Source organism: Phormidesmis sp. 146-20, from assembly GCF_052939475.1.
Window position 1 is genome coordinate 1 of sequence record NZ_JBJPHT010000039.1, and the last position, 15,571, is coordinate 15,571.

The 15,571-nt window shown below is 45.6% G+C and carries 9 protein-coding genes; 6 read left to right on the forward strand and 3 right to left on the reverse strand.

What is annotated here, in order from left to right; all coding sequences use genetic code 11:
* Positions 1–172 precede the first annotated feature (172 nt).
* On the reverse strand, positions 173–1,354 hold the full coding sequence (locus ACKFKH_RS23825; RefSeq protein ID WP_446860857.1) for a Fic family protein: 1,182 nt from the start codon (positions 1,352–1,354) through the stop codon (positions 173–175).
* A gap of 331 nt (positions 1,355–1,685) precedes the next feature.
* On the opposite strand from ACKFKH_RS23825, the gene ACKFKH_RS23830 reads away from it, so the two are divergent.
* From ACKFKH_RS23830 to ACKFKH_RS23845, 4 genes are read left to right on the forward strand one after another with little or no spacing between them, the layout of a single operon-like run.
* Positions 1,686–2,333 carry a sigma-70 family RNA polymerase sigma factor gene (locus tag ACKFKH_RS23830; protein WP_446860858.1) on the forward strand — a complete coding sequence of 216 codons (648 nt, stop codon included), beginning with the start codon at positions 1,686–1,688 and terminating at the stop codon, positions 2,331–2,333.
* Positions 2,330–3,247, forward strand: a complete 918-nt coding sequence (locus ACKFKH_RS23835) for a DUF1822 family protein (RefSeq protein WP_446860859.1) — start codon at positions 2,330–2,332, stop codon at positions 3,245–3,247. The genes ACKFKH_RS23830 and ACKFKH_RS23835 overlap by 4 nt, the downstream gene beginning before the upstream one ends.
* A gap of 12 nt (positions 3,248–3,259) precedes the next feature.
* The gene (locus ACKFKH_RS23840) at positions 3,260–5,653 is read left to right on the forward strand and encodes a CHASE2 domain-containing protein (protein WP_446860860.1); all 2,394 of its coding nucleotides are present in this window, start codon (positions 3,260–3,262) and stop codon (positions 5,651–5,653) included.
* Positions 5,654–5,667: 14 nt separating this feature from the next.
* Positions 5,668–6,402: a DUF928 domain-containing protein gene (locus ACKFKH_RS23845; RefSeq protein ID WP_446860861.1), complete on the forward strand. Its 735-nt coding sequence runs from the start codon at positions 5,668–5,670 to the stop codon at positions 6,400–6,402.
* Positions 6,403–6,408: 6 nt separating this feature from the next.
* Here ACKFKH_RS23845 and ACKFKH_RS23850 read toward each other — a convergent pair whose 3' ends face one another.
* Entirely contained in the window at positions 6,409–9,747 is a 3,339-nt protein-coding gene (locus ACKFKH_RS23850; RefSeq protein WP_446860862.1) for a CHAT domain-containing protein, read from the reverse strand.
* A 533-nt stretch (positions 9,748–10,280) separates the two neighbouring features.
* Between ACKFKH_RS23850 and ACKFKH_RS23855 the strand changes: the two genes are divergently transcribed.
* Positions 10,281–10,616 (forward strand): hypothetical protein, encoded by a 336-nt coding sequence (locus ACKFKH_RS23855; protein WP_446860863.1) that lies wholly within the window; start codon positions 10,281–10,283, stop codon positions 10,614–10,616.
* A 56-nt stretch (positions 10,617–10,672) separates the two neighbouring features.
* Here the strand turns inward: ACKFKH_RS23855 and ACKFKH_RS23860 are convergent, their stop codons facing one another.
* The gene (locus ACKFKH_RS23860) at positions 10,673–14,929 is read right to left on the reverse strand and encodes a two-partner secretion domain-containing protein (protein ID WP_446860864.1); all 4,257 of its coding nucleotides are present in this window, start codon (positions 14,927–14,929) and stop codon (positions 10,673–10,675) included.
* Positions 14,930–15,089: 160 nt separating this feature from the next.
* Here ACKFKH_RS23860 and ACKFKH_RS23865 point away from each other — a divergent pair, with 160 nt between their 5' ends.
* Positions 15,090–15,470 (forward strand): hypothetical protein, encoded by a 381-nt coding sequence (locus tag ACKFKH_RS23865; RefSeq protein WP_446860865.1) that lies wholly within the window; start codon positions 15,090–15,092, stop codon positions 15,468–15,470.
* The last annotated feature ends 101 nt before the right edge of the window (positions 15,471–15,571 follow it).

The following is a 15,571-nucleotide window of genomic DNA, read 5'->3' on the forward strand; positions in this document are numbered from 1 at the left end:
AGTTCATTAGATCTCAACTTCTGACCTTTGACACAATTTATTTTACAATCCCTGGAGAAATTCTAGAAGGGCATACTGATCGGCTTCATCTCTGCTACTGCTGCCTTGCCAACACAACTGATCTTGAATCAGGATTATGTCGAAGTTGCCGCTAGTACATTTATCTAGTGACCTAATCTGCCCATAAGCGGGGAAGCCATTGCTCTGCGACGAGTGTCGGAAATCCTAATCGAACGGCTCCTTTCGGAGAATCTGAAATCAGCAAGCCCTGCTCAAGTAAACGTTTGAGTACTGATCGCGCTTGTCTTTCCTGATATCCTGTAATCGCTGCTGCCTGCCCTCGTGCGACTTCTCCTTCCAAGAAGGCTGCTTTCAGTAATAGGTAACTTCCGGGTAACAGCAATCGTTGCTGCACTGCGATCGCAACATAAGCCTCAATCCGATTCAACAGTTGAGTCGGCTCCAAAATCCTTGTCATAAAATCGATCTGGTCGATGCAAGTTTCCAGAAAGAATTCACAAAACCCAACTAACCCTGCCATGCTGAGATTGCCGCGTCCGTCATAATCATTTCGTCGTTGCTGGTCAGCTTGGGCTAGGCGAGATCGATACTCCTGCATTTGTCGCGCTAACCCTCGTGAGACTGACCACAAACCACTGCCAATCCTGATGCGCTGAAAATAAGCATGGGAAAATAGCCGCACGACTCGTCCATTGCCGTCTAGAAAGGGGTGAATCCAGACAAATCGATGATGAGCAGCGGCAGCAGCCAGAATTTGATCGACCTTCGAGAGCCGCTCTGGTTGGTAAACTTGGGCAAAACGATCGAGAAATCGGGTCAAGGTTTCCGGTGGTGGCGGAACGTGGCGACCTATTTGGACATTCGCCGAGCGCCATGCTCCAGGTTGAACAGACACCTCGCCAAGCTGCCAGAAGGCTTCCGGCAGGCGTTGATAAAACTCGTGATGCAATCGTTGGATGAATTCTGGGCTGACGACATCTAGCGTTTGCCAAGTCGGATCAAGATCGAGGAGTGTTTGAACTTCAATGTGCGCTTTGGCTTCGAGTTGTAAGTTACGCTGTTCTAAATCGCTGGAAAAGTCCTGTGCTAGGGCACGTTCGATGTCGATTGGGCGAGTGCGATGTCCTTCGATCAGGTTGCTGTAATAACAGTTCATCGATCGCACTAATTCGCCTAGCGATCCCAAGACAATCGGATGCAGTCCTTGAGTCAATTGACCTGATTTTGCGGCAAGTGAGATTGCTAAGTCTTCCAAGCGTCGCGATCGCTGCGGATAGACAGGTTCGAGAAGGCTTGGGTCATATTTCCGGTAGGGAGTCGCTGTCTCCGCCATAAAGTGCCGATTATAAAAATCTTACTATGCCTTTCTATTCTAGCTTATGAGCTTTTATTGAGTTTTTTTTGCCGCTTTTTTTGCCGCTTTTCTTGCAGAGCGAAGAAGATAGATTAGAATGCGACCTTCTCTCTACCGTTTAATTTGGCTTGATAGCTCATCGATTACTTTCCCAATCATCTGCACCCTTTTCGCAGGTTTATATCTCAGTTTCAGTAACGAGGCTGCTGCGCTGAGGTGAGTATACGGGAATCCAGCGGTTTCATTCTGAGTTGCAAAATTAAGAACACAATGCTACAGCTAGGTTACTGTTTTCCCTTGGAGGAGAGGTATGCAGGAACTGGCTCAACGGCTTCGTGAACTTGTAGAGCAGGGCTGTCGCTACCCGGATCGCAGTCGCGAGCGACAAAAAGCTTTGGATCAAATTTTTCGCTTAGCTCAAGGACGGCTTTGGCGAAGTTCGACTCCGGGATACGAGGACGCACTACAGCAAACCTGGCTGTATTTCTGCCGGAACGTCTGCGAGAAATATGATCCCGATCGGGCTTCTGTGGTTGTTTGGCTCAATAGCTGCCTAAAGTGGCGGCTACGGGATTTAGACTTAGAGCGTCAAGCTGCCAATCGAAATTTTGTTTCTACGGTTCAATCGAAAATCGATCAGGAACTGCTCGATATGGTTGATTTGCAGCCTGCTCCTCCAGATGTGCCCCCAATTCTGGAAAAAGTCAGGCTTTGGGCAGCAACCGATCAAGATGGATCGTTACAAAGCATTCATATTAAAGATCATCCGATCGCGAATTGCCAGTGTCTGATCCTCCGCAGACTTCCTCCAGAAATGAGTTGGCAAGATATCGCACAAGAAGTTGGAGTGAAATCGATTCAGACCTTGAGTTCTCTGTATCAACGAAAGTGTGTGCCGATTGTGCGTAACTTCTGTGAATCTGAGGGATATGTTCTTGACGAGGATGAAACACGATGACAGAAACTATGAACCCATCTGAAGAATTGGCAGTGATTGTGCCAATTACCACTGAGGCGAGGCAATATGCCCATCGATTTGCCAGCCAGCAGGCTACGGCTCAAAAGCGCAAGCAAGTAGTATTGAATACACTAGCGGTTTGCGCTGTGCATGATTATATGCAGCGAATAGGATTTCAAACAGCGCGAGAAAGTAGCGAGAGTTGGAATCCAAGTATTCAATTGTGTTCGGATGTTGCGGACTTGGAAATCGTTGGGGCAGGCAAACTTGAATGTCGTCCGGTGAAATATCCAGAGACAGATTGCCAGATTCCAGCAGAAGCATGGCACGATCGCATTGGCTATGTTCCTGTACAAATTCATCTTGAAGAACGAGAAGCTAAAATTCTTGGCTTCATCGAGCGGGCGGCGACGGTTGTGACTGTGAATCAACTGCGATCGCTAGCCGATTTGATTGATCACCTCCACAATTTAATGGAAGCTCCAGCAATATTGCCCACGATTCGATTGGATGAATGGCTGCAAGGCATCATCGAAACAGGATGGCAAACGGTTGAGTCTTTATTTGGGTCGCCAGAACTTGCATTCAGAACCGAGACCATTCGACAGGCAAAACTGATTGATTTGGGGTTGCAACTCGATCGTACGCCCGTTGGATTAATTGTAGAGTTAACGCCAGATGTAAGCGAGAACCGCACTCGGATTCGATTACAAGTCCGCACGATAGAACAAGTTTACTTGCCGCCAAACCTCCGATTAGTTGTACTCGATGACGCTGGCGAAACTTTCCTAGAGGCACAATCGAGACAGCAAGATAATTTGATTCAATTACAGTTTTCAGGCAGGTCTGGAGAATCGTTTCGTGTGGCTGTAATGCTAGGAGAAGCACAAATCACAGAGCAATTTCTGATTTAACAGGAGCCAACGATGAGTAAATTAGTCACGCTCAAAATTCGATCGGTTGGGATCGAACAAGGCTATATTGTCGATTTAGAAGTTTCTCAAGAATATGCCTCAACGAATGTTCCAAGGTTGTTTCAGCGTGAAGTTGCTGTCGCGGGAACGCTTCCGTCTGCTGCAAAGATTTTGCAGGCGTATGAGGATTGGCAGCACCGCTATCAAATGCTCAATTTGCGTCACCGATTAGAGCCTGAAGCTGGACAGGTTACGAATGTTTCGTTTACATCCTTGGCTTCTGAGTGTCAACGTGCAGCGCAACAGTTCCAAACTTGCTTCGATCGCTGGCTGAAATCTGACGCATTCCATCCAATTCGGGAGAAATTATTCGCGACAGTTGGAGCGGACGAAGATGTGCGATTTGTGATGCAAATTGAGGACATTCAACTTCAGCGATTACCGTGGCATCTCAGCGATGTTTTTGAACGGTACGAGCAGACGGAAGTCGTTCTGAGTTCCCCAAACTATGAGCCGCCTCTAGCGTCAACGAACCCACAATCCAGCGTCAGAATTCTAGCAATTCTGGGAAATAGTCAAGGCATCAATGTACAGAAAGATCGCGCAATCTTGAAAGAGCTACCGAATGTGGTCGTTAAGTTTCTGGTTGAACCGCAACGTCAGGAACTGAATGAGCAATTATGGAAACAGGAATGGGACATTCTATTTTTTGCGGGTCATAGTTCAAGTGCGGGTGAAACTGGCAAGATATTCATTAATCAAACCGATAGCTTAACGATCAAAGAGCTTAAATATGGACTTAAAAATGCGATCTCCAACGGCTTAAAGATTGCCATTTTCAATTCTTGTGATGGGCTGGGATTGGCGCGATCACTCTCTGATTTGAAGATTCCGCAGGTCATTGTGATGCGCGAACCTGTTCCCGATCTCGTCGCACAGGAATTTCTCAAAGCATTTCTAGAGTTATATTCTAGTGGTCATTCTTTTTATCAGTCTGTTCGGAAAGCACGAGAACGACTTCAGGGAATAGAGGGAGATTTTCCTTGTGCAACTTGGCTTCCTACAATCTATCAACATCTAATGGCTCAACCGTTCCTCTGGAAGCAGTTACCGTCTGATTCAGGCAAGAAGAAGCGACATCTCAAGACGGCAATTTTAGCCACTTGTCTGACAACACTTGCGATCGCAGCCACTCGGTTTCTAGGACTCCTACAACCGCTTGAACTTAGCGTATTTGATCAGACGTTACGATCGCGACCCAGCGAATCGATCGATTCAAAGCTGTTAGTCATCAAAGTGACTCCAGAAGATACCAAGCGGCAACGGGAACAGGCTCAATCTAGCTCTCTTTCTGATGCGTCTCTCAATTTGCTGCTTCAGAAATTACAACAGCATCAGCCGAACATTATTGGCATCGATAACTATCTGGATCATCGCATTGACCCCAAATACACCTCAATTCGAGGTCACTTAAAATCTGGCAACCTAGTGGCAGTCTGCAAAACCGAAGGAGCCAAGAATGAGCCGGAAAGTAAGCCACCCGATGACTCTACACTTTTTGGATTTGGAGATACGATCGCGGATGACGATCGCACCCTGCGCCGCCATTTGCTATCGATCGAGGCTCGACCCGAAGCTCTATGTAATACACCTTTCGCATTAAGCTTTATCCTGGCAAATCAATACCTTGACTCAAAAGGCATTAAGTTAGAAATTACTAGCACTGCGTTGCAACTGGGTAAGAACCAGTATTCATTCTTGACCAAGCATACTGGAGGATTTCAGCAATTTGACGATCGTGGTTATCAGATTTTATTGAACTACCGATTCAATAATTCGGTGATCGATGCAATTCCATCGCTTTCGCTCAAGGAAGTGCTAGACATGCCGGCTGAAAAATTAAAGCAACGGGTCAAAGACAAGCTGATTCTGATTGGGACAACCGATAAAACTTATGGGGATATAGCCAAAACTCCTTATCAACCAGGAAACAGCGATCGCTGTGACGTTGAATTTGACGCGCAGTGTATTTCAGGGGTGTTTCTGCAAGCTCAAATGACGAGCCAGTTAATCAGTGCAGGACTTGAGAATCGTCATTTGATTTGGGCATTGCCTTTTTGGGCTGATAGTTTGATTGTTCTGCTTTTCTCAGCAACAGGTGCTTTATTGCTTTGGAAAATTCGGAATCGCTGGATTTTGCTTGGACTCGCAGGAAGTGCGATCGTTCTCGTTTGGAGTGGTTCAGTTTGGTTGCTGACCATAGGCTACTGGTTTCCGATCGTTCCTTCGGTTCTGGGCTTGGTTGTTGCTGGAACTTGTGTGAAAATTTACCTGATTGGAGAAACAAAGTTGCGCTCTGCTCATTCAGAGCCTTTAGTTCTAGCTCCCAGAAGAGCTAACCCATAAATACGAGGTGACAGATGCGATTTTCATTTCGGTCTTTCCCGATTGTTTTAGGCGTGATCATGAGTTTTGGTGCTGCTGTGCCGCTTGCATTGGTGCAGCATGAAACCGCGATCGCTCAACAAAGAAGAAAACAACCAACCGCACCCCGTTCACGCGGCGTTCCAGGAAATCGAACGGCTAGTATTTCTCGAAGTTGCGGCACGTCTGGTGAAGCAAATCGTAAGCTCATCGCCTTTGCTCCACATTTTACTCAGAAAGGAACGAACCAGATTGCTGAAGAGAGTGTTTGGGGAAAAACAACGTTAGAGCATCCAACGTTCTGGTTTTTCATCCCCTACACTGATTCAACCACAAAGCTAGAGTTCTCCATGCAGAATCAGCAGGAAGAAGATATTTATCGAACTGCGATTTCAGTGCCGCAGAAACCTGGGGTAATTGCCGTGAGAATTCCAACCAGCCAAACTGCATTGCAAGTGAATCAAAACTATCGCTGGACGCTGAAAGCGAGAGTGTTTTGTGGATCATCCACGCCGGATCGTTTGTACGTCGATGGATGGGTGACACGAGTGAACTTGCCAAGTGGAACTCAGGCAAATAATGGCGATATCGATGTTTGGTATGATGCTGTAACCAACTTGGCAGAACAACGGTTACAGAAACCAGACGATGCCCAGTTAAAGCAAGCATGGGTAGAGTTATTACAATCCGCTGATTTAGGAGCGCTTGCTGAACAGCCCCTACTGAAGTAATTTGCATTATTTTGTGGGTAATGCTGTCCAATTTCCAGATGGCACGAAAGCCGCCCAGTAATGAGGATTTTGGTAATTCGGACTCCGTAGGAGTTGGAGTTGAGCATCGCGAAGCGCTTCATGTCTGCCCTTTCCTGCCTTCAAATTATCGTAAAACTGTTGCATGAGAATCCCTGTCGCATCGTCTCTCACTTTCCAAAGGCTGAGAACTTGACTTTGTGATCCAGCAATCACTAACGCTCTCCGCAAACCATAAATTCCCTCACCGATCGAGGGATCGCCAAGTCCCGTCTCGCAAGCAGAAAGAACCACTAATTGGGTGCCATAGAGGTCAAGCCCTGTCGCTTCTAGAGCGGTCAGAACGCTCTTGTCTGTCCGGTTGGCAGATGAGTTGTGCTGATTAAAGCCTGCCAAGATGAGTCCCGATCGCAGTAAGGGATTATTTCGGAAGGAAATGGGTTCCTGTTCGTCTTTGCGTTGTGCAGGGAGAAAGAAGCCGTGCGTCGCCAGATGCAGAATCAGCGGCGCTTGAATTTGTTGAAGCGCTGTTTTTGTTGCGTCTTGTTGGCGAAATACGATCGCATTAGGAAAAGCCTTTTTGATTTGTTGCGTTTCGGCTGCGGTTTCAAGTGGAGCAAATTTTTCAGAGGCTAAATCAATCGATCGATAAGTGCTATCAGGTTTTACGGCAACTTGATTGGCGCGATCGTAATCCACCTCTGAAAACACAACTGGAGCTTGACGACTCGGAGGTGCAGCGGCAAATCGAATCAAATCTCGTCCACTGGTGAGGTAAGAGAAAGCATACCGCTCAATCAGGTATTGATTCTGTTCGTCCTTGAGTGCTTCAAAAGGAATGAGATTGAGTGCTCCATCTGGAGATATTAGAATGTGCTTTGTGTTGCCGAGATATTTCCGAATCGGCTGCATGACTTGTCGATCGAGAACACGAGCGAGTTGATCGCGGGATCGGTTTTCGCTGTTGGAAGGGTCTTGAAGACGATCGCGGAATTGCTCGATTGTTTGCTCGATGGATTTCGCCTCACCCAAATCAATCCATTGTGGATTTCCCTGTCGCGTCATAATTGCGGCTGCATAGCGGGAGGCTTTCCATACTTCAGATAAACGATTCGCTTTTAGATTGAATGGGCTGTAGCGGACAAACTCTACCAAAGCAGCATTGGCTGGAATCATCGCCTGGATTCCTTCAAGGGCGACAGGTTGGATCTGAGTCCGAAACTCTGCACTTCGCTGTGCCAGTGCATTTTCTAGAGAATCAATTCTCGACTTTAAAGTTGTCGCTTGAGTTTTAAAATCGCTCTCAGTGAGCGTCTTCGATTGGTCGTAGAACAAATTCACATATGCTACACGAGCGATATTTAGATCATTGAGCAATTTCTGATCCTCAGGCTTTAGATTGCGACGAAGCCGTTGCAAATCATTGGACGCTGCATCCAAAATTCGCCCTTTGCGCTGTAAAACAGTATTGATTGCTAATCGTGCCGCCTCTGAGTTTTTAGGAGCGCTTTGCAGATGGAAAGCAACGGTCAAATCAATAGATCTTGTCTTGCCATCCAGAAATGACCGCTTTTGCTCTTCTGATCCGATGATCAAATTATTGCTGAGTCCTTCGTTTTCTACGATCGCTTTCTGCTTGAAGGTCTCTAGTGCTAGAGCAGTATTGCCCTGTGCCCAAGCCGCGATCGCCAGGTAAGCAAGCGCATCTTCCTCATTAATCCGATGCTTAAATGATCGGCTCACCTCTACTGCATGTTTAGTAAAATTCAGTGCTTGGTCATACTGCCCTTGTAGTAAATAAGTAATGCCAATATCGCCTAGTGTTGCACCTTGAATTGGAGAACCAACCTGACGCAGAATCGGAAGTGCCTTTTGATAATAGACTGAAGCTTGTTGATAATTGGCTTGCTTCAGATAAAGTTGACCCTTCGAGTGTAGAATTGCTCCTTTCAATGTTAGAAGACTGCGGTTTAGATCCTTCAGTACAGAGTTCAGTCCTTCAAGCACAAAGGGTCGTTTCAGGGCTTCTGTGCCCAATGCATAAGCGCTAGCACAGTTATCTGCTAGTGAAAATAGTCCTTCAGTTGCTCCAACTTGCTGGGCAAGCTGACAAACCTGCTCTACATTATTAGCATTAATTCCATTCGCGAACTGTGCAAATGGATTGTTCTCAAGCGATTTCTCAGCTTGTTGCCAAGCATTGAGCGACTGTTCAGATTGGTTCTGAACCGCATAAATCTCACCCATTGGTACCAGCATAGAAGCTGCTCCAAGCGAATCGCCTGTGGTTTTTAGCAAATCATGAGCCTGTTGGAAATCTGCCAGTGCTTCTGGGTACCGCGATAGTTTCCGGTAAATTGCGCCTCGACCGAATAACACCTGGATTTGCACTGAACGATTTTTGTTCTGTTGGGCGACCGCCAGCGCTTGATTTTGGTATTTCAATCCCTGAGTGAAGTCTTGTCTGGAAACATAAATTTGCCCAATTGCGAGGAGTGTCATTCCCTGCCAGCGTTGAAAATTATTTGCTTCAGCAATTTTCAAGCCTTTTTGAAAACTCTCTAATGCACTTTCATATTTCTGTTGCTGTTGATAAGCATTACCTTGAAGAGCATAGATAGTTACAATCAATTCCAGTGAAGCTTGTTCTTGTTTTGAGTCTTTAAGCTGTCTAGCGGTTTCTAATGCGCTCTGCTGATACTTGAGGGCAGGTTCATACTGCTTCTGCGTCAGAAAGCTTATGCTCAGAGTGCCATAGGAGACAAGCATGTTTTGACGAATCAGCCTCTTCATGTCCTGACTTGCTTTCGCTTGTTCTAGAACACTTTGAAAAAGTGCTAACGCTTGGTCAAAAGATGTTTGAGACTTTGCATACTCCCCTATAAGACTGTAAATTTGCCCAATCTGAGAATGAATCTGTGCAATTGAAACGTCAATCCATGAAACGTTTGGATCACGAGCCAAGAGATTTCTCTGATCCCTAAATAGTGGTAGCGCCTGTTGATAGGCTTCCACAGCTTCAGAATATTGCTGAAGTGCAAAGTGGGTATTCCCGATCGCGTACAGAATCTGCGCTTCTCTAGATCGATCTTTCATCTCTCGAACAATTGCTAAAGCACGTTGAAAAGTTTTTAATGCCTCTTGTGACTGCCCTCGTTGGGATTGCTCTGTTCCTTGCTTGAAGAGTCGATCTGCTTCATTAGACGGAGTACTTGCAGAGCTAGGAGGCTGAGCGATCGCAACTGAGCCAACTGAAAGACTAGAGACTCCTACGAAACAAATGATTGCACCGGACACCAATGCCAAAGTTAACTGCTGTGGTTTCATCGAATTGCTCCTTGAGTAAGACTGAGTGCGATCGCTGCCTCGCTTTTTCTATTTGAGATTCTAAATTCTGTCACCCTTGAAAAGCAACTCTTGATTCAGAAATCACAATATTTAGAGCAAAGCAAAACACGCAGTAACTTACCTCAATGGTTCGGACAGAATCAAGCAGCAATAACGCCGTAAGTGCAGAGGCTTGAGTAGTTGGAATGGGATTTAATTTGATTTGGGTCTAGGTCTAAGTTGCAAATAAATCGGTCGAGGAGGTGCTGATTGAGCATTCGACGTTTGACACTTGCCAGTGAAAAGACGAAGGGTTCTTGTCCTGAGTGCTGTTACCTATCAGATGCAATTAAAAGAATTACGCAACTCAGAAAATATCGATTTGATTGCGTAGAACTAACAAAATTTAGAGATATGGAATTAGAACAAAACCCGTTGCACTTCAGAAATAAGAAGCAATCAATGGATTCAAGTTATGAGTTCTATGAACCGATTTCTTGCGGGCATACTTTTCAAACGAGGGAACTAACACAATGGAAACTTTCATCGAGTTTGTAAATCTATCTCTTCCGTGGTTAGGCAGTGCATTTCAGTGGTTCATTACGTCTCTTAGACTTTCCGAGAATGGATTAATCTACATTTCTGGGTTGATGGTGGTTGTAGTAATCGTGATGTTTGTCCTATTGATAAAAGCGAAGGATCAAGTAAATCGACTCACGAATCAGAACGATGCTCTGCGATCGCAAATCAATTATGTACGATCGCAAATCAACCTAATCCATCAAGAGCAGCAGAAAGAAAAGGGGCGACAGAATACGCAAGCAATGTTTGATTTGGCTTTGGGGCTTTTAGAGTGGTTTTCTCAATAGTAGGGGGTGATTAGCGCAAAGCGTCACTGTGAAGTAACGATATCAGTTGAAGCCGATTACTCTAAACATTGCGGCGCTGATTGAGAGAAATGGGGGATGCTAGGAGATGCTTCTGCAACGAGTTCGATGTTTCCGTTTGCATCCCTCCGCCAAGATTGAGCTTCGATAATGGGCTGTGTTGATCGCGTTGGAATGACTGAGTTAGGTTTAGAGGGTCGATCGTCTTGCGGATTTAGAGTTACCCAATTGGCGATCGCGTTTTCTTCATCCAATGGCTCACTCGGACTCGCTGGAATTCCACCCCGTCCAGTCCGAATGAATGAGCTTGTAGCTTGCACTCTAGGAGAACAACTTTGACTAATTTGATTGCTGGGATCAGTTGGAACGCTAGGTAGTTCAGCCAGTCCACGACTAGGATCAATGTCAGGTGTATTTAGCGTGACAGTACCACTAATCCCAAATTGAGAACTTGCCGTAATATCGTTGGTCTCTGATGTTTGTTGAGAATTGATTGAAAATCCAAAAATTCCTTGAGTACTAATCTTAATGTTGCCTCCATTTCCCTTAAAGGCGTTAGCGGTAATATCTGCGTTTGCTCTTGGTAAAGCAAGAATTGCACTTGAATTGATGATCATATTTCCGCCATTGCCTCCTGCTTCTGGGTTACCCACACTGGTTGAAATTTGACTGTTATTTCGCATGATTAGCGCCTTCAGATCTAAGTTGATGTTCCCACCATCCGCACCAAGCGTCTCCGCAGAAATCGCACCTCGATCTAGAGACAAAGTACTAGCTTGAATTTGAAGATCACCGCTGCGTCCGGTGCCGAAACTTCCGACTGCAATCCCAGAAACCCCTTGAATCTTAATTGAGCCAGTATCGAAGATTCTGATATCGCCTGAGCGTCCTGTGCTAGTGGTGTTTGTATTGATGAAAGATGTGCCAGACAGGAGTAAGCGATCGTGTGATCGGATGGTAATATTGCCCCCCCTTCCACTTCCTTGAGTTGCAGCATTGATCGAACTTCCTTCTGTGATTAAAAGTGAGTTTGCATTGACCTCGATGTTTCCGCCTCGTCCAAGCGCTCCTGGTGCAACAGCAGTCGAGATATAACTACTTTGACTCAGAGAAAGTTCATTCGTTTCTATAGAACTATTGCCCGCACGACCTTCTCCGTCCGTAATATTGGTGAACAATCCATTACGGAGCAGGATCTGATCGCTTGCTCGGATCACCATATTCCCTCCGTTGCCTTGCCCAACTGTTGCAGAACTGAGATTTGCACCATTCGCGAGAGAAAGAAGTCGGGTTGTCAATTCGATGTTGCCTGCATCTCTACTATCTTTCGTTAGTGATGCAGTCGTGATAGAAGTATTTCTACCCTCCATGTCGATGCGATCGCGAACATTGACAATGATATTACCAGCGTTTCCTCTTGCAGAAAGCGTATTTGCACCGATTAGACTTTGTGAGAGGAACAGAGAACGAGCAGTAATTTGGATATTACCTCCATTTCCTTCAGCTTCAGGATCAAACTGCGAGAGAACACTTGTGGAGATCGTGCTATTACTCTGAGCGGTAATTGAATCTTTCACAGCAATCAAGAGATTACCTGCATTCCCTCTTCCTGAACTAATAGAACTGATTCCCGCGTTGTTCAATAGGTCGAGTTCACCAGAAGTAATTGAAATATCGCCCCCACGTCCTCTACCTTGGAGAGTTGTGCCGTTTTTACCTAATACATCGCTTGAGATATTCCCTTCATCTAGTAAGATTCGATCTCGGACATTAGTTGTGATGTTTCCTGCATTCCCATCTCCAGATGTAGTTGTTGAAATAGAACCAGAGAAAATCGAACTATCTGTAGGAACTGGAACTCCTCTCAATCTTGCCCCAATTATCACTATCGGTGTCTGATTTAGATTAACAGGACGCGACATGGACAAGGAATCAATATCAATCACAATACTTCCTGCGTTTCCATTACCATTAGTTCCGCCACTGATCGAAGAAGCTTCCTCTAATACTAATTCTTTTGCTCGAATCTGAATATCTCCGCCCTTCCCAACCCCTGTCGATTCAATATCGCTACTGATATTTGCAACATCTTGAAGCGTGATGCGATCGCGAACGTTGATCGAAACATTTCCACTATTTCCCTGTCCACGAGTCGAACCCACAATATTTGCGCCATCCGACAACGTGAGAGAATCTGCGTTGATGACAACATTCCCTGCATTTCCAATTGCTCCACTTTCTACTCGTGAGAAAATACCACTGGGCGCAATGATCTTTCGCGCTTCGTCGATCGCAAATCCTGAAAAATTGATATCACGAGCATTGATAACAATATCCCCTCCGTTCCCTTGTCCTATAGTCCCAGCACTTAACTGAGATCCGTCAGATGCAGAGAGCAATCCTGTTGTAATGAAAAGATTTCCGGCTCTACCAATCCCAATGCTATTACCAGATCGACCAACAGTGCTGCCGATTGCTGTTCCAAGACTTAACGTGACGGACTCGCCCGCATTAATAGTGATATTGCCAGCATTGCCCTGACCATAAGTACCATTATTAATCGCTGAGTTACCTCCTTCTAGGACAAGCCGATCACGAACATTGATATCAATATTGCCTGCATCACCTCGCCCAAAGGTTGCAGAGTTCAAGCTACCAGCATTCCTGAGAAATAGAGAGCCTGCTGAGATGCGTAGATTACCTCCAGGTTCAAAATTTCCTGACTCTACGATCGCGCCAGTCCTGACACCTCCAGTAACAAATGTTTGTTCACCTTCTATGGTCACAGAATCACGAGCATTGATAGATATATTTCCTGCTTTACCTCGCCCATAATTTCCAGTTTCTACTCTGGATAAGTTTGATAGTAGGAAAGAGCCAGTCGTAATCTCAATATTGCCGCCTTGCCCGATCGCTCTTGCATCAATATTATTCAGGATTCCTGCTTGATTCGTGAACGTTATACTATCACGGGCATTAATGACTACGTTGCCTGAATTACCTTGTCCAAAAGTACTTGCAGTGATTCCAGCACTATTTCTAAGTGTGAGAGAACCTGTATTGATACGAACCTCACCTGCATTCGCGATCGCACCAGGTTCTACGGTGTTAAAAATACCAGATTGACTTTCTGCAATCATAGATTCTCTGGCATTAATCGTAATATTTCCTGCATTTCCTTGCCCAAGCGTCAACGCATTGATTCGAGCGCCAGACGACAGGCTTAGGGTATTAGTGTTTATATTGATATCTCCGCCTTTACCCGATCCAGGCGATATCACTGCATTAAACAACCCAGAACGCTCTGTGTCGGATACTGCACCAGCAAGATTAACAACATTTGCATTAATTGTGATTGAACCAGCATTGCCTGTTCCACTCGTTCCCGCAACTAATCGTCCTCCATCTGTAGCGTTGAATTGATTAGCATTGACGCTGATATCTCCTCCGCTATCTCCTCTAACACTAACTCCTGCATTGTTAATCAATGAGACATTCGATCGAGATGTAGTAGTTGGATAAGACAATCGAAACTGATCATCTAATCCCACTTCTCCTATTCCAGCTAATCCTCCTAATTCAATTCGCCCCCCCAGTGCTCTAACCCCTCCAGTTCCACTGCCATCAATTTGAATTTCGCCCCCGACAAATAGCAGATTCTGACCGTCTGGCACTCGCAATCCAAATAAAGTCTGCCCTATTGAGTTAACGCCAGCCGGGGCAGTTGATCGACTTACAATACTGCTCTGATTGAGTTGCGTAAACAGTAACGCAGATGGATTAATCGTGAGCAATGCAGGTGCTTCTGGATTAGTTGCACTAAAATTTCCTTGGTTTCCAAAACGAATGCTGCTTGCTGTTGTTGCAGCAAATGAGCCACCCACATCTAATCTTGCATTCGCGCCGAAGAGAATACCTTGGGGGTTGATTAAAAAAAGGTTTGGCTGGGAAGTTACACCGATATCATTCCGAATGCCGATCGTCCCCAAAATCTCAGAGGGATTGCTTCCCGTAACGCGGGTAAGAATATTCTGAATCGTGCTGCTCGGATTCAAGAAGTAAGTGCTACGCCCCTGTCCAACATTGAATTCTTGAAAGCTATGAAATAGGTTCTGTCCGCGTTGTGCGCCGCCTCGAATCAATTCTTCTTGACCCGCTTGCTGAACAATCGATCGCTCATTTCCCAGCGTGCTATCCGGAACGATTTTACTTGGAACACCTTGAGCAACAGCAACCATTGCAGAGGCAATGGCACCAGAGATTCCCAGGCAACCCATTAGAACGTTTTTCAGCATAACAGCATTTCATCTAATGAACTAAGTAGTATGGCGAACTCATGAGTATCCTACCAAACTTCGCAGATTTTTTCTTGCTGACTGCGTAATACGATCGCACCTCTCCGATAAATGAACAGGTTACACAAATCACTGATGTTCAGTTATGGAGCTTCGCCCCATGCTTCTCACACAGACTCTTTCCAAGCCTTTCAGTCACGCAATTGCAGTATTGGGAATCGGTGCTGTTTGCACAATCTCATCTACTACACTCTATCCTGATTCTGTCTTTGCCGCTGAATCCAATCCTCAAACCATTCAAGCGCAAACGCCTGTGAGTCGGTCTGCCTCAGATTTGGTGCAACCGCCGATCGATTGTACCGTTGCCCCTAATCTCAAACCATTACTGTGCAGATTTCAGGGTGGCGATACGGTTCCAGGTTTGCCTGCTCTCGAAATCCAGTTACCCGCAACGGTCAAGCAGGTTCCAGGATTACCAATGGATGAATTGAAAATTCAACGCGATCGCATTGAGTTTAAAGTTTGGCAAATTCAGTTCTAATAGGTGCCGTCATGTCAGAAACGATGATGGAAAGTCGTTCCATCATCGTGAACGGTCCCCATAGCAACTACACTTCACATCATTTCTACCAAACTTTCTCA

What these genes read in the sequence shown, in the direction of transcription:
- ACKFKH_RS23825 (WP_446860857.1), bottom strand. Translation starts at nt 1,354, where the DNA reads ATGGCGGAGACAGCGACTCCCTACCGGAAATATGACCCAAGCCTTCTC.
- ACKFKH_RS23830 (WP_446860858.1), top strand. Translation starts at nt 1,686, where the DNA reads ATGCAGGAACTGGCTCAACGGCTTCGTGAACTTGTAGAGCAGGGCTGT.
- ACKFKH_RS23835 (WP_446860859.1), top strand. Translation starts at nt 2,330, where the DNA reads ATGACAGAAACTATGAACCCATCTGAAGAATTGGCAGTGATTGTGCCA.
- ACKFKH_RS23840 (WP_446860860.1), top strand. Translation starts at nt 3,260, where the DNA reads ATGAGTAAATTAGTCACGCTCAAAATTCGATCGGTTGGGATCGAACAA.
- ACKFKH_RS23845 (WP_446860861.1), top strand. Translation starts at nt 5,668, where the DNA reads ATGCGATTTTCATTTCGGTCTTTCCCGATTGTTTTAGGCGTGATCATG.
- ACKFKH_RS23850 (WP_446860862.1), bottom strand. Translation starts at nt 9,747, where the DNA reads ATGAAACCACAGCAGTTAACTTTGGCATTGGTGTCCGGTGCAATCATT.
- ACKFKH_RS23855 (WP_446860863.1), top strand. Translation starts at nt 10,281, where the DNA reads ATGGAAACTTTCATCGAGTTTGTAAATCTATCTCTTCCGTGGTTAGGC.
- ACKFKH_RS23860 (WP_446860864.1), bottom strand. Translation starts at nt 14,929, where the DNA reads ATGCTGAAAAACGTTCTAATGGGTTGCCTGGGAATCTCTGGTGCCATT.
- ACKFKH_RS23865 (WP_446860865.1), top strand. Translation starts at nt 15,090, where the DNA reads ATGCTTCTCACACAGACTCTTTCCAAGCCTTTCAGTCACGCAATTGCA.